The following is a 14,801-nucleotide window of genomic DNA, read 5'->3' on the forward strand; positions in this document are numbered from 1 at the left end:
TCAGGGGGCCAGCAGCGGCGGGGTGGCACGCGACGGCGTCTGGGCCGAGGGGCGCAGGTGGTTCTCGCCGGCGCGCACCTCGAAGGCGGTGCCGAAGGTCTCCACGTTGCTGGGGCTGGCCACGGTGTCCACGTACCACCACTCGCCGACGACGCGCTCGCGGTTCACGTCGATGAGCAGGTAGCCGCGGCGCGTCAGCTGCACGTACTTGAAGTGCGGGTTGTAGAAGCGGATGGCGCCGGCCACCGCGCCCGTGGTGTCGGTGTCGATGCCGGGCGACGTGACGGACGTGCCGACGAACTCCACCGCCAGCGAGCCGGTGCCGGTGGCCTTGTCGTACAGCGCGGGGTTGTAGGGATTGGGATGCAGGTCCGCGGCCCAGCTGCTGTGGATGTCACCGGTCAGCACGACGACGTTGTCGACCTTGGCGCGCGTGGCGTCGCCCTGGATGCCGGCGTAGATGCGGTTGCGGGCCGGCTCGTAGCCGTCCCACTGGTCGCCGTTGATGAAGTACAGGCCTGGGTCGGTGGCCTGGTTGCTGCCCGGGGCCTTCAGCTGCGCGAACATGACGCCCTGGCCCAGCAGCTTCCACTGCGCCGGCGTGGTGCGCAGGCGGTTGACGAGCCACTGCTCCTGCGCCTCGCCTAGCAGCGTGCGGCTGGGATCGTTGTAGCCGGGGTCGGTGGACGCGAAGCCGGCGCCGAAGGCGGTGGCATGCGTGGCCGTGCCCACCTGCTTGGAGCGCGCGTTGAGCCGCTCCTCCAGCATCAGCAGCTCGGCCAGGTCGCCGTAGGCGAAGCTGCGGTGGTTGTCGCGCAGGTTGGCCACATCGGCCGGGCGCACCGGCATCCACTCGTAGTAGGCCTGCAGCGCGGCGGCCACGCGGCCCGGCCAGTCGCCCTCGGTGGCGGGCTGGTGGTTCTGCGCGCCGTCCTTGTACGAGTCGTTGGTGACCTCGTGGTCGTCCCAGATCGCGATCATCGGGTGCTGGCGGTGCATGGCCTGCGCGTCGGCGTCGCGCTTGTACTGCGCGTGGCGGGCGCGGTAGTCGGCCAGCGTCACCATCTCATGCGCCGGCTCGGGCGTGCGCACGCTGCCGTACTGGCCGGCGCCGTACTCGTACAGGTAGTCGCCCAGGTGCATGACCAAGTCCAGGTCCGCGCGCGCGGCGATGCGGGCGTAGGCGTTGAAGTAGCCGTAGGCATGGTTGGAGCAGCTCACCACGGCCATGCGCAGGCTGCTGGCGCCGGTGGTGGGCAGCGTCTTCGTGCGGCCCACGGGGCTGGTGGCGCCCTCGGCGCTGAACTGGTAGTAGTAGGTCGTCGCGGGCTTGAGGCCGGCGGCGTCGACCTTGACGGTGTAGTCGCGGCCCGGGTTGGTCTTGGCGCTGCCGCGCTGCACCACCTGCGTCAGTGCCGCGTCGGTGGCGATGACGTAGCTGACGCTGACGGCCGGCTTCACGCTCGCGGGCGTCACGCGTGTCCACAGGATGACGCGGTCGGCCAGCGGATCGCCGCTGGCCACGCCATGTTGGAACACCGCGTTGACGGCGGCCTCGGCGGCCAGTGGCAACAGCGCGGGCGCGGCGGCCAGCGCCAGCGTGCCGGCGCCGGAGCGCTTGAAGAAATCGCGGCGGCTGCTGCCGGTGCGCGCGGGCTGGACTTGTTTCGGACGACCCATGACGACTTTTCTCCTTGTGGGAGCGCGACTATCGCGACGCCGTTTGACCGCCGTGCGACAGCCCGGGCATGGGTCGGACCATGACCTGGGTCATGTGGAAGCTGGGGATTGCCCGCGCCGGTGGCGCCGCGGACCATCGCGCCCCGCCCGCGATGGGCAGCAACGCGGCCGTGGATGGGCCGCAGCGGAGAGAACGAGTGATGAAGACAGCTCTGTGCGCCCTGGCCGGGCTGGCACTGGCCGCCGCAGCGCAGGCGGCGGAGGTGAAGCCCACAGACAAGGCGCGTGTCGTCGCGCAGCTCAAGGCCAATGCGGTCGTCGCCGCCGCCGTGCGGCAGGCGCAGGACTTTGCCGGCACGCGCGACTGCCGCTACGACGTGCTGCGCGTGTCGGCCACGCCGCTGGTGGCGGGGCAGTCCTGGACGTACGAGGCCGAGATCCATTGCAGCAAGGACGAAGCCGCGGCCGTGGTGCGCGTGATGGGCAGCCCGCCGCTGGCGCCCCGCGGCCCGGCGGAGCTGCAGGTGTCGCTGGCATTCGCGGGCTGAGCGTCCGCTGAACACGGCGCCAGGCGCCGGGGCGCCACCTATCATTTCGCGCCATGGCCCTTGCCCACACCAAGACCCGTGCGCCGCGCCCCCGCGACGGCCTGCTGCTGCCCCGGCCGGCGCTGCTGGAGCAGGTGTCCCGCGCACTGAACGAGCAGCGCGTGCTGCTGCTGTGCGCGCCCGCCGGCTACGGCAAGACGGCGCTGCTGACCCAGTCCCTGGCGGCCCAGCCGGCCGACATGGCCATCGCCTGGGTGGCGCTGGACGAAGGCGACGACCTGGGGCGATTGCTGGACTGCCTGTTCGCCGCGCTCGAGCCCTACGACCCGCCGTGGCGCACCGCGCCCGAAGGCTTGCGCGATGCGGCGCTGCGCGGCGGCGCCGAGCTCATCACGGTGGCCGACGCGATGCTCAACGCGCTGGAGGCCTGCGAGGTGCCGCGCGGCCTCATCGTGCTCGATGACGCGCACCACCTGGCGGACACCGCCTCCCAGCAGTTCCTGGACCGCTGGCTGGCCCGCATGGGCTGGCGCTGGCGGCTGGTGCTGTCGGCCCGGCACGAGCCGCCGCTGCGCCTGGCCCGGCTGCGGGCCGCGGGCGAGCTGGCCGACCTGGGCCCTGGCGCGCTGGCGCTGGCGCGTGACGAAGTGGCCCAGCTGGCCCAGGCCGCGGGCCTGGACGACAGCGCCGTGGACGGCCTGTACGAGCGCTGCCAGGGCTGGCCTGCCGGCCTGCGGCTGGCGCTGGGCATGACCCCCGGCGCGCAGCGCCAGCCGTCGGCCATCGACCGCGCCACGTTCGACTACCTCGCTGCCGAGGTGCTGGACCGGCTGGACCCCGGGCTGCGCGGCTTCCTGCTGCGCACCAGCGTGCTGCACGACCTGGATGCCGCGCGCTGCCAGGCGCTGGGCGAAGACAGCCACGCCGGGCAGTGGCTGGCCGAGATGGAGCGGCTGTCGCTGTTCGTCACGGTGGTGGACCTGGCGCCCCACACCCTGCGTCTGCACCAGCTGTTCCGCGACATGCTGCAGCAGAGGCTGAGCCAGGAGCAGCCGGCGCTGCACCGCCAGCTGCTGGAGCGCGCCGCGCTGCTGGAGGCCGACCCGGTGCGCCGCCAGGGCCTGCTGCTGGCGGCCGGGCGCCCTGAGCGCGCCGCTGAACTGCTGCTGGGCGACGGCGCGCTGCTGATGAATCAACTGGGCGCCCATGGCCTCATGGAGCTGGCCCGGCGCTTCGACCCCGCGTTCGCGGACGCCAGCCCCGAACTGCACCGTGTCATGGCGTTGGCGCTGTGGGTGCTGTGGGAGGCGCGCCAGGCCGAGTGGCACCTGGGTCGGGCCGAGGCGCTGTTCGAGGCGCGCGGCGACGACACCGGGCTGCGCACGGCGCGCGCGCACCGCAGCATCCTGCTCATCGCGCAAGGCCGCCTGCAGGAGGCCGAGGCGCTGCTGCGCGACCTCGACCCCTTTGCGCTGAGCGGCGAGCTCAAGCGCACCACGCTGCTGGGCCGGGCGTGGCATGCACTGGAGAGCTGCCACTTCAACGCAGTCGCACCGCTGTACGACGCGCTGGTCACCGAGCTGCTGCAGAGCGCGTCGCTGGAGGCCTGGTATGTCGGCTCGCCGCCGCCGCGGCAGATCAGCTGTCCGGGCATGTCGGCCGTGGTGGACCGCTGGTACCTCGGCGCGATGAAGGTGTTGGGCGATCGGCCATTGCACTTCGGCGTCAATGCGCACATGGCCCAGGCGTGGAACCAGTTCTGGCAGGGCCGGCTGGACGAGGCCCGCCAGTTGCTGCTGCGCGCCGAGGCCGATGCCGCCTGGTGCGGCAGGCTCGTCATCGCGCGCAACCATGGCCAGGCGCTGCACGCCATGCTGGACCTCATCGCCGGGCGGCACGAGTCGGCCGTCGCGCTGATGAAGCTGCGCCTGTCGGAGCATGTGCCCGGCTACGGGCTGTGGGGCGAGTGGCAGGCCACCTTTTTCATGTCCCGCGTGGCTGCGGCCTGCGGGGACCGCGCCTCGCTGACCGAGGGCCTCGCACGGCTGGTGCGCCTGGGCGCCGACCTGCCCGACCTCGCGCTGCCACACCGCCCGCGGCCGCTGCTGGGGCTGCAGTCGCAGCTGGCGGCGCTGGACGGTCGGCTGGACGACGCCATCGCCGGCTGGCGCGGCCTGCTGGCCGACGGCGAGAGCGGCGACCTGCTGGGCCAGTTGGGCGAGACGCGGGCGCGGCTGGCCGGCGCGCTGCTGGACCGCGGCGACCGCGAGGGCGCCGCGCAGGTGCTGGCGCCGGCGCTGGCCCGGCGCGAGCCGGCCGGCCTGATGTGGGCCGTGCCCCGCTTGCTGCAGCTGGCCGGCCAGGACTGGGGCGAGCTTCTGGATGCCGCTGCGCTGGCGCGACTGCGGGCCTGGGGCCAGGCCTTGCGCCCCGCCACGCAGCCGGGCGCGGACGCCGCCGCGCCGGCCGATGACCGGCTGTCACAACGCGAGGCGGAAGTCATCGCGCAGATCGCCGCAGGTGCCAGCAACAAGCACATCGCCCGCGCGCTGGACCTGAGCCCCCACACCGTGAAGCGCCATGTGGCCAACATCCTGGACAAGCTGGGCCTGAACTCGCGCGGCGAGGCCGCCGCGTGGTGGAACCAGCGTCAGGCCACGGCGACGAGGCCTGGCGCGCTGGGCTGACCGAGCGCCCGGCACAGCTTGGCCCAGGCGGTGTCGTTGAGCAGCGCGCGGGCCGACGCCAGCACCGGTGCCTGCACCTCGGGCGGCAGGCCGCCGATCACCTCGGCGCGTTCGGCCGGCGTCAGCGCCGGGATCATCCAGCGCAGCGTCTCGCTCATCTCGCGCGGCCCGATGCTGGCCAGGATGCGGCCGTGCAGCGCCATCAGTTCCTCGTCGGTGTAGGCCGCCCACAGCGCCTGGTTGTGGCGGCTTTCCTCCACGCCCATGTGCTCGAAGTTGTGCGCGACGAAGGCCGCGAAACGCCGGTACAGCCGCTGCGCCGCCGCGGCTGACGGCATGGCCCGCAGCGCCGCACCCTCGGCGCGCAGTGCGGCCAGGCTGTCCAGGTGCTCGTCGTGCTCCGCCTCGACGGCCGCGCTGGCGCCGGCACGGCGGGCCTCGATGGCCGGGTGCACGTAGGTGTTCTCCTTGTCCAGGTGGTGGCGCGCAGCGTCCAGCAACGCATCCAGCTGGCCCAGCGTGGCGGCCAGGTCCAGCGGGTCGTCGATGTCCAGGCGGCCGAGCTGCTGCAGCGTGTCGCTCATGAACAGGCGCAAGGCCTTGTGGATGTGGGCGTAGAGGTCGAGGCGGGGGGCGGGTGAGGTCATGGTGGGTCCTGGTGGTCCGGGCGGGATGCCCGATGGCCGCCAGTGTTCCGGCGCCGGTCGCGTCTGCCATCGCTCCGATGGGCCATTCGAGCGATGGCGCGGCATGGCTCTTCGCCGCCGCGGCGCGTGGCCCGTCCGGGCGATGGCCGCGCGGACCCCGCTCGGCACAGTGCCGTCAACCCTGAAGCGGCGTCCGGCCCGAACAGGGCTCCCTCCACGTTTCACCCTGGACTTCCCATGCAACACCGACTCTCTGCCCGCCGCGCGCTGCGCGCTCCCTGCCTGGCCGCGCTGCTGGCCGCCGCGCTCACCGCCTGTGGCGGCGGCTCGTCGACGCCGACCGACGCGTCCCCGCAGCAACCGCAGCCCCAGCAACCCCAGCCCGGCAACGGCGGCAGCGCCGGCTTCAGCTTCACGCTGGACACCAGCAAGGCCATCGTCTGGCAGGGCCAGCAGGCCACCGTGGCCGTCACCGTGCAGCGCGATGCCGGCTTCACCGACGCCATCCAGTTCAGTGCCGAGAGCCTGCCCACCGGCACCACGGCGGGCGCGCTCAGCGTGGCGGCCGGCAGCACCACCGGCACGCTGACGCTGCAGGCCACGTCGACGGCGCCGCACTCGCTGCCGACGGCGGTCACCATCAAGGGCGTCGCGGGCACCGTCAACGCCACCAAGCCGCTGACCGTCACCGTGCGCGGCCAGGCGGGCGATATCGACACCAGCTTCGGCGGCGGCACGCTGGTGGCGCCTGGCGGGCTGACCGACGACTACGTCCGCGGCGTGGCTGTGCAGGCCGACGGCCGCGTGCTGGTGGCCGGTTTCGGCGTTACCGCCACGGCGACGGGCACCGACTTCCTGTTGGTGCGCCACCTGCGCGACGGCGGGCTGGACACCAGCTTCGGCACGGGTGGCAAGGTGGCCACCGCCTTCAACAATGCGGGCCGCAGCGACGAGGCGCTGGCGGTGGCCGTGCAGCCCGACGGCAAGATCCTCGTCGCCGGCACCAGCGACCAGGGCGCCACGGGCTACGACTTCGCGCTGGCCCGCTACAACGCCGACGGCACGCTGGACACGAGCTTCGGCAACGGGGGGCGCGTCACCACCTCGTTCGGCAACGGTGCCGACAAGGCCTACGCGCTGCTGCTGCAGCCCGACGGCAAGATTGTGCTGGCCGGTGACAGCAACCAGGGCGCCAGCGGCAACGACTTCGCGCTGGCCCGCTACAACGCCAATGGCACGCTGGATGCGAGCTTCGGCACCGGCGGCAAGGTGCTGACGGCGATCGGCGCCGGCAGTGCGAGTGAGACGGTCTATGCGCTGGCGCTGCAGACCGTCGGCGGCGCGCAGCGCCTCGTCGCCGTCGGCGGCGAGGGCGATTTCATCGCTGCGGGCTACCGGGCCGACGGCACGCTGGACACCAGCTTCGGCACGGGCGGCATCGTCAACGCCTTGTTCGGCAGCGTCACCGGCGCAGCGCGCGGTGTCGTCGTCACGGCGGATAACCAGCTGGTGCTGGCCGGTCATCACGACCACGACTTCGCGGCCGTGCGCCTGAGCCCCAGCGGCGCGCTGGATGCCAGCTTCGGCACCGGCGGGCGCGTCACGCTGCCGGTCAGCACCACCAACTGGGACGAAGCCACCGCGCTGGTGCAGCAGGCCGACGGCAAGCTGCTGCTGGGCGGCTGGGTCTACACCGGCAACAGCTCCAGCGCCGACACGGTGCTGGTGCGCCTGAACGCCAACGGCAGCGCTGACGCCGGCTTCGGCCCCGGCGGCGTGCGCACCACGGCGGTGGCCGCCGGCACCCGCACCGACGCTGGCCGCGCACTCGCGCTGCAGGCCGACGACCGCGTGCCCACCGTGCGCGTGCTGCAGGCCGGCGAGGCCAGCGGCACGAACGACCTCGACGTGGTGCTGATGCGCCACTGGCTGTGACCGCGCGCGCCGGGCCCCGGCCCGGCGCTCCCGCTCCCCTGACTCTGGAGATCCCCATGTCCTTGTCCCTCCGACTGCTGGCGCCGCTGTGCGCCGGCGTGCTTGCGCTCGCCGGTTGCGGCGGCGGCGGTGACGGCGGCGCGCCGTCCGCCCAGCCCGATGCACCGGCGCCGCTGCCTGCTGCCGTGACGATGTCGGCAGCGGCCGGCTCCGCCTCCCATGTCAGCCTGAGCTGGCGCGGTGGCAGCACCGGCCAGACCTGGCGGCTGGAACGCCGCGCCGGCGAGAGCGGTGCGTTCACCCCCGTGGCCGATGTCGACAGCGGTGCCGGCCTGTGGATGGACGCTGGCCTTGGCGCCGACACCGCCTACCGCTACCGCCTGACGCGCGCCGATGGCAGCGTCGCCGCCACGGCGGATGCGCGCACCGGCAGTGATGCCGCGCGGGTGACACCCGCCCCGCAGCCGGCCGGCGACGCCGTCCCGCTGCCGTTCACGCCCGACACCCGCCGCCTCGCGCTGGCCGACGGCGCACTGGCGCTGTCGCTGCCGGCCGGTGCCTTCAGTCAGGCCGGCACCGCCACCGTGCAGCCGGTGAGCAACCCGCTGCCCGACGGCGTGGGCACCGGCTTTGCGCTGAGCCTGCCCGAACGCCCGGCGCAGCCGCTGAGGCTGTCGCTGCGCTACGGCATGAACGAAAGCGCGGACGACGTGACCTCGGACCGCCTCGCGGTGCAGCAGGCCGACGGCAGCTGGTGGCTGCTGCCGCTGGCGGCGCGCGGCGAGGGTGAGCGCCTGCTGACGGTGGACCTGCCCGTGTCCCTGTGGCCGCAGGCCGTGACCGCCCAGGCGCTGCAGGCACATCAGACCGCGCTGCCCACGCCGACCGCCAAGCTGCATGTCGTGCGCGTGAAGGCCCACAAGCTGCTGCCGGCCTCCGCCAGCGTGCGGGTGCTGGGCAGCCAGCGCTTCGTGCCGGTGTCCATCTACACGGTCAGCGACAACATCTCCTGCGACAGCCCCGCCGATGGTGACATCTGCATCCCGACGCCGGTGCTGCGCGACGTGACGATGCCGGTGCGCAACACCAAGGCCGGCTACCAGCGCCAGTGGGAGCTGCAGGACAGCACCACGCCCGCGCCGGCGCTTGGCGCGCTGGCGGCGGAGTCGGGCAGCGGCGTCGTCTACACGGCGCCCGCCCAGGTGCCTGCCACCAACCCGCTGACGCTGCGTTTCACCAGCACGCATGTCGCCAGCGGGCGGCGCCTGGTGCTGAGCGCGCAGGTGCGCGTCGTGGAGGACGCCTGGGTCGGCGAGCTGGAAGGCAGCCTCGGCGTCCCTGGCGCTGTCCATCGCTTCCCGACGACGACGCGATGGACGCTGGACCCGGGCCAGAGCACGGCCACCCGCCGCGTCTACCTGCCCACCAGTGGCGAAGCCAGGCACATCTACACGGTGAGTGACCCGGTCTGCACGCACAGCGTGTCGCCCCGTCAGCTGCCGCTGTCGCAGGCTGATACGTCGGGCAAGCTGGTGGTGGACGAGTCCGTGACGCCTGTGCGCTACACGCTGGAGCTGCACACGCACTGGAACTCGGTGTGGTCCATGGTCTGTCCGACCGGCTCGGCCTCCTCGGCCGCCGCTGGTGGCTATGACTGGGATGCGCAGGGCGAGATCTCCGCGGGCCGCATTCAGGGCCTGGAGGTCGTGCTCGGCGGCGTGCGCAGCTGGTCGCTGGAGCGGCCGCAATGAGGGCAGGCTTCGCGGCCCTCGAGCCGGAGCTGGCCGCTTCGGCACTCGTGCGCAAAGGCCTGCTGGCGAACGCCCCCGCCGGCTGGGCCACGTAGCCCCCCGATTTCAGCGCTGCGGAGCCCCTCGCGCCCGCAGCCACAGCCCCGGCCCTGAAGCCAGGGCCGCCATCCAAGGCGTTCGCGCCCAACCACAGCAACCCAACTCTCTCAGGAGCAAACCATGTCCTTTCATCCAAGCCACGCATTGACGGCCTTGTGCCTGTTCACCCTGTCCCTTCCCAGCCTCGCTGCAGTGCAGCAGGGCAGCAGCTTCGGCGCGACGGCCGAGGCCGGCAGCGTCAAGGCCGGCGGCTGGTACCAGTCCACGGCGAGCGCTTCGCACGGCAGTGCCAGCGGCAATACCGAAGCCAGCGCCTGGGGCAGCTCGGAATCCTTCAGCGTCCATGCGCGGGCCTGGACGTCCGAGAACCCGACGCTGCCCATCTACTGCACGGTCTACACCTGTTCGTGGCGGACCTACGCCAACGTGTCGGTGTGGGACACCGTCACCATCACGCCCACCGCAGGCAGCACCGAGACGCTGGACTACCGGTTCGCCATCGACGGCTTCCGCAAGCGTGGCCCGTGGGCCTACGGCAGCGGTACCACGGCCACCTCCTGGTATTACATCGGCACCGACGCCAACGGCTGGTACACGCCCAACATGCGCACGCTGGGCAACGGCAAGATGGAGGCGGCCGGCACCGTGGAAGCGCGCAATGGCCAGCCCATCACGCTGTACGTGTATGGCGCGCTGTCGGTGTCGGCGCGCGACGGCGCCGTGGCCGACTACAGCCACACCATGTCGTTCCACTGGGACCTGCCGCCCGGCTGGACCTACACCTCGGCCTCGGGGCACTTCTCGCCCGTGGCGGCGCCCGTGCCCGAGCCCGCCAGCATGGCGCTGATGGCCAGCGGCCTGGTCGGCCTGGCCGTACTGCAGCGGCGCCGCCGCAGCGCCAGGCGCTGACGGCCTCTCCGGAGACGGCGCAAAGGAAAGCCCCGCCCGGCGTTCACCGGTCGGGGCGCAAAAGCGCTTCACACCGCCCGGGACATCCACCTCGCGATGGACATGGGGCTGCGGTGTGCATCACAGCGCAGGCGGCTGACGCGGGCGACACCGGGGTGACGCTGGCGGGCCGGGAAGCTCATGCTTTCATGGTCGCGGGCGGGCTCGAGCTCCGCCTCGCCAGGGGCCGCAGCGTTGCCGGGGGCCGTGCACTGGTGACAGGAAGGATCATCGGCGCAGCCCGCCGTGAACAAAGCCGCAATCAGCGGGGCGGGGCCGCCCTTTTTTGGGCTCAGTGCGCGTGCGGGGCCGGGGCTGCCGGCGTCACCGTCAGCTTGGCGGCCGGCGCGCGGGGCGTCGGCGTCTCGGGGCTGGGCAGCTCGGCCCAGTGCCATTCGCCCTGCGTGCAGAGCTGGCGCACCGGGAACCACAGCACGCCCGGCTCGGCCGGCAGGCCGGCGCGGATGACGAACTCGTCGAACCAGTCGTCCTGCAGGAAGTCGGCCGGCGTGTTGGCCGTCCAGCGCACCTCGGCCAGTTCGTCGGTGACGGGCTTGCCGTGGCTCTCGTACGGGCTCTTCAGCGGGCGGCGCGTGGTGGTCAGCGTCCAGCCGGGCTTGGGGCTGGGCTTGGCGCCGCGCAGGCCGGCGGGCAGCGTGACGATGACGACGGTCGTCGCCGCGCCGTTGCAGCCGTGGCCGATGCGGAACGCGGCGCGGTAGCTGCTGCCGGCCGCGGCCTCGGGCGGGTCCAGCACGACGTGTGCCTGGGCCGAGGCGCTCAGCAGGGCCAGGGCAGTGATGACGAAGGCTTTCATGCGGTGCTCCTCACAGGTCGAACTTCAGCTCGGCCGAATAGCTGCGCTGCGGGTAGTTGTGGAAGTTCCAGTACTGGTAGTTGTTCAGGTTGTCGATGCCCGCCGCGGCGCTCCACTGGCGGCTGATCCTCCACAGCACGCGCAGGTCGGCCGTGGCGTACTTGCTGACGCCCTGGTAGGCGAAGCCATTCACATCGGCGTTGTTCAGCGTGCGGTACTGGCGGCCGCTGTAGCGGGCGGCGAGGCTGGCGCTCCAGGCGTCGTTGAAGCGGTACGCGGCCAGCGCCGTCGCGCGCCAGCGCGGGATGTTGGGCTGCCATTTGCCGAGGGTGTCGCCCGGCGTCACGACGAAGCCGCGGTTGGCCTTGATCTTGGAGTCGGTCACGGTGACGCTGGCCGACAGGTCCAGCCCCTTCAGCACCAGGTCCGCCGCGGCCAGCGTGGCCTCCAGGCCGGTGGTGGCGATCCGGTCGATGTTCTGCACGCGGCTGACGTTCCGGTTGAGCACCGGGTCCAGCAGCGTCTGCGAGTACAGCGAGTCGCGAGTCGTTTCGGCGAACAGCGTGACGCGCGACTGCAGCGCGCCCCAGGCCGACTCGGCGCTCAGCTCGGCCGTCCACGACTTCTCGGGTTGGAGGTTGGGGTCGTTGATGTACTGCGAGTTGGTGGTCGACGTGGCGCCGTACAGCTCGCTGACGGTGGGCATGCGCACGGCGCGGCCCACCGATGCCTTCAGCACGGTCTGCGCCGTGGCCTGCCAGGACAGTGCCGCCTTGGGCGAGAGGAAGTTCGCGCTGCGCGCCGCGTAGATGCTGGGCGCCGGCGTGCCGGTAGCGGAGAAGTCCGTGCGGCCATCAAACGCCTGCCAGTGCTCGGCCCGCAGGCCCAGCACGGCCTTCCAGTCGGTCGTGATGAGCCATGCGTCCTGGGCGTACGCGGCCTGCAGACGGGTCTTGCCGCGCACCTTGTTGACCATCTCCCCCGGCCCGTCCGCCAGGTAGTTGCCTGCGATATTGGACGTCAGGTAGTTGAGCTTGTAGCTGTCCTGCTGCAGCCCGAAGTCCACGACATGGGCCGTGCCGGCCGGGCGCCAGATGCCTTTGGCGGCCAGCGAGTGCCAGCCGGTGCCGCTGCCGTCGGCCAGCGTGCCGGCGCCGCCACTCAGGGCACCGGGCTGCGGGTTGGTGGCAGCGTTCTGGCGCTTGTCGTCCCTGCGGTAGTCGTAGAGGCTGGCGGCGACTTCCCAGTCCCACTCGCCGCCCGTGTGGCTCTTGACCGAAACGCCATGCATGGCGTGCTGCAGCTTCTCGCGGGTGAGCGCGAAGTCGCCGCCGGTGGGGCCGGCGAACTGCTTGCCGTCGATGAAGATGAACTCCTTCTTCGAGACCGGGTCCAGCGTGCCCTTGTAGACCGGGTTGCCGGCCGCGTCGCGCAGCCAGCTCACCGAGTTGCCATCCGCCGCGTTGCGCCACAGCCCCAGCACGTAGCTGGCGCGCACGGTGGGGCTGATGTCGTAGGCCAGCTTGAGCTTGAGGTGGTCTTGCGTGGTGCTGTACTGCGTGCCGGCGCCGATCAGGTACCAGGGCGCGTTGGCGTTGTTGAGGCCGGCCACGGCGCCGGTGACGGTCGTGCCCACGGTGCCCGCGGTGGCCGTGTTGGCGGGGCGTGTCGCGAAGGTCAGCGGCTGGCCGTCGCTGTCGGTGCGGTTGACGTTGAGCCACCAGCTGAAGGCGCCGTCGCGGCTGCCCACCGACGCGCTGGCCTGCCAGGCCCGATAGGTGGCCTTGAGGCCGTAAAGCTCGGAGGGCTGGGTGCTGTAGCCCAGCTTGGCATACGCCTCGAACCGGGTCGGCATGCGGGTCTGGTAGTCCACGACGGCGCCCACCGAGTTGCCCGGGTAGGCCGCCGAGAACGGGCCGTACATGACGTCCACGCGCTCGATCTCCTCCGGCGTCACCAGCCCCCAGCGCGGCGGGAAGGACAGGCCGCCCACCCCGTTGCCCAGGTAGTTGGACAGCAGCACGCCGTCGGCGTACACGGCCGAGCGCGCGCTGTTGCCGGTGCCCGAGGCGCGGCTGGACAGGATGGCGTGGTTGTAGTCGCCGATGTAGCGCTTGCGCACCAGCAGGCTGGGCAGGTACTTCAGCGCGTCTTCCGAGTCGGTGGCGTTGATGCTGCGCTCGATGTCCTCGCGCGTGACGGTCTCGCGCGTGGTGGGGATGTTGGTGGGCAGCGAGCTGGGCGCCGCACCGGCCACGCGCACCAGGCCGAGGCGGGTGCGCGGCAGGGCGGGCGTTTCATCGGCCGCAGCGGCGGCGGTGTTCGTCAGGGCGGCGGGCGTGTCGTCGCCGTCGCAGTCGTCGCAGGCGCGGGCAGGGGGGGCGGCCAGCACGAGGCCGGACAGGGCGGCGCACGCAGCAGCGGCGCGCGCAAGGGCAGTCTTGGTCATGAAAGGACAGTGATCAGGTCGGGCCGTCACGTGCCGCGGTGCGCGGGTGCGACGGCAGGCGCCGGGCCGGGCAGGCCACGGCGGCGCAGCAGGACTCAGATCAGTGCAGGGGGCGCGCGGGCGCTGGCCGGCCGCCAGGCGTGGCCGGTGACCGGCGCGGTCCAGAAGCGCTCGGGCGCCTGCAGCAGCAGGCCGGAGCGCAGCGCCAACTCGGGCGCGACGGGGGGCGGTGCCATGTCGGTGGCCTGCAGGTGGCAGGCCGCGCAATGGCCGTGGGCCAACAGGTCCAGCGCCTTCTCGATGGGCTTGGGCTGTTCGGCCCGGCCAACGGTCGGCGCGCGGCAGACGTCCTGCCAGGCGCTGAAGTCGCCCCGCGCATGCGCCAGTGCGGCGCTGATGCCCGGTGCCAGCAGCCCCAGCACCAGCACGGCCAGCCACCACCAGGACTGGCGGCGCGCGCGGGCGTGGGTGAATCGGGGCATGGCGGCGCATTCTAGGAGCCGGGCGTGGCCCGCGCCTTGACATCCGACAAACTGGGGTTGTACGGGCCGCGCGGGCACGCAGACACTGCGGTGATGAGCTATCCCGGCCCCTCACCCACCCCGCCGCCCAAGCCGTCGGCGGCCCCGCCTTCGCTGCCGGCACGGCTGCTGGGCTGGATGGGCGGCGAGGCGCCCAAGCTGTTGGCCGGCATCGTGCTGCTGGTGCTGGGTTACTGGGTCAAGGACTCGGTGGACCTGGCCATCAAGCAGCGCCAGCTGGACCTGAGCTACACCAAGGAGATGCTGGCGGTGCTGCAGACGCTGACGCAGGAGGACGACCTCGGCAAGCTCAACAACGCCGCCGTCGTGCTGGCCTCGTTTGGCGAGCCGGCGCTGCCCGCGCTGCTGATGGAGCTGCGCCGCACCGATCTGCACGCGGTGGCCGCCACGCGGGGCCTGGAGGCCATGGCCGTGCGCGACCCCGAGCTGCTGTGCCGCGTGCTGCCGCCGCTGCTGCTCAAGCGCAACCAGCATTACGACATCGGCGCCCACCGCACGCTGGTGGGGCTCGTCGGCGACAACGGCTGCCGCAAGGCGCTGCCGCAGCTGCGCCGCTACCGGGACTTCGTCAACGCCGCCGTGGCCGGCCGGCCCGCGGAGTTGCAGGAGCGCATCGGCGGCGAGGTCTCCGCGCCGGCCGAGGCCTACCCGCGGCTGAAGAAGGTGCTCGACGAAGCCATTGCCAACCTGGAGTGACG

11 protein-coding genes are annotated in these 14,801 nt (G+C 72.5%); 6 read left to right on the forward strand and 5 right to left on the reverse strand.

What is annotated here, in order from left to right:
* A complete protein-coding gene (locus ACG04Q_RS16565) occupies nt 1-1,680 on the reverse strand; it encodes an alkaline phosphatase D family protein (RefSeq protein ID WP_394512094.1) in 1,680 nt (559 codons plus the stop codon).
* 200 nt (nt 1,681-1,880) lie between these two features.
* Here ACG04Q_RS16565 and ACG04Q_RS16570 point away from each other — a divergent pair, with 200 nt between their 5' ends.
* A complete protein-coding gene (locus ACG04Q_RS16570; RefSeq protein ID WP_394512096.1) occupies nt 1,881-2,228 on the forward strand; it encodes a hypothetical protein in 348 nt (115 codons plus the stop codon).
* 53 nt (nt 2,229-2,281) lie between these two features.
* Entirely contained in the window at nt 2,282-4,915 is a 2,634-nt protein-coding gene (locus ACG04Q_RS16575) for a winged helix-turn-helix domain-containing protein (RefSeq protein WP_394512098.1), read from the forward strand.
* Here ACG04Q_RS16575 and ACG04Q_RS16580 read toward each other — a convergent pair.
* The gene (locus ACG04Q_RS16580; protein ID WP_394512100.1) at nt 4,879-5,562 is read right to left on the reverse strand and encodes a hemerythrin domain-containing protein; all 684 of its coding nucleotides are present in this window, start codon (nt 5,560-5,562) and stop codon (nt 4,879-4,881) included. The genes ACG04Q_RS16575 and ACG04Q_RS16580 overlap by 37 nt on opposite strands.
* 237 nt (nt 5,563-5,799) lie before the next feature.
* On the opposite strand from ACG04Q_RS16580, the gene ACG04Q_RS16585 reads away from it, so the two are divergent.
* The 3 genes from ACG04Q_RS16585 to ACG04Q_RS16595 all read left to right on the forward strand — a co-directional run bounded on the left by ACG04Q_RS16585 (nt 5,800) and on the right by ACG04Q_RS16595 (nt 10,256).
* Nucleotides 5,800-7,497 (forward strand): hypothetical protein, encoded by a 1,698-nt coding sequence (locus tag ACG04Q_RS16585; RefSeq protein WP_394512102.1) that lies wholly within the window; start codon nt 5,800-5,802, stop codon nt 7,495-7,497.
* Between the two features lie 56 nt (nt 7,498-7,553).
* Nucleotides 7,554-9,248: a hypothetical protein gene (locus ACG04Q_RS16590; protein WP_394512103.1), complete on the forward strand. Its 1,695-nt coding sequence runs from the start codon at nt 7,554-7,556 to the stop codon at nt 9,246-9,248.
* A 219-nt stretch (nt 9,249-9,467) separates the two neighbouring features.
* Nucleotides 9,468-10,256, forward strand: coding sequence for a PEP-CTERM sorting domain-containing protein (locus tag ACG04Q_RS16595; protein ID WP_394512105.1), 789 nt, complete (start codon nt 9,468-9,470; stop codon nt 10,254-10,256).
* Nucleotides 10,257-10,587: 331 nt separating this feature from the next.
* On the opposite strand, the gene ACG04Q_RS16600 is transcribed toward ACG04Q_RS16595, so the two are convergent.
* From ACG04Q_RS16600 to ACG04Q_RS16610, 3 genes are all read right to left on the reverse strand, one after another.
* Complete coding sequence (locus tag ACG04Q_RS16600) at nt 10,588-11,112, reverse strand: YcnI family copper-binding membrane protein (RefSeq protein ID WP_394512107.1); 525 nt, start codon at nt 11,110-11,112, stop codon at nt 10,588-10,590.
* Between the two features lie 10 nt (nt 11,113-11,122).
* Nucleotides 11,123-13,561 carry a TonB-dependent receptor gene (locus tag ACG04Q_RS16605; RefSeq protein ID WP_394512108.1) on the reverse strand — a complete coding sequence of 813 codons (2,439 nt, stop codon included), beginning with the start codon at nt 13,559-13,561 and terminating at the stop codon, nt 11,123-11,125.
* Between the two features lie 95 nt (nt 13,562-13,656).
* A complete protein-coding gene (locus tag ACG04Q_RS16610; protein WP_394512109.1) occupies nt 13,657-14,043 on the reverse strand; it encodes a DUF2946 family protein in 387 nt (128 codons plus the stop codon).
* A 93-nt stretch (nt 14,044-14,136) separates the two neighbouring features.
* Here ACG04Q_RS16610 and ACG04Q_RS16615 point away from each other — a divergent pair, with 93 nt between their 5' ends.
* The gene (locus ACG04Q_RS16615) at nt 14,137-14,799 is read left to right on the forward strand and encodes a hypothetical protein (RefSeq protein WP_394512111.1); all 663 of its coding nucleotides are present in this window, start codon (nt 14,137-14,139) and stop codon (nt 14,797-14,799) included.
* Nucleotides 14,800-14,801: the final 2 nt, after the last annotated feature.

It is taken from the genome of Pelomonas lactea (assembly GCF_043555885.1).
Taxonomy (GTDB): domain Bacteria; phylum Pseudomonadota; class Gammaproteobacteria; order Burkholderiales; family Burkholderiaceae_C; genus Pelomonas; species Pelomonas lactea.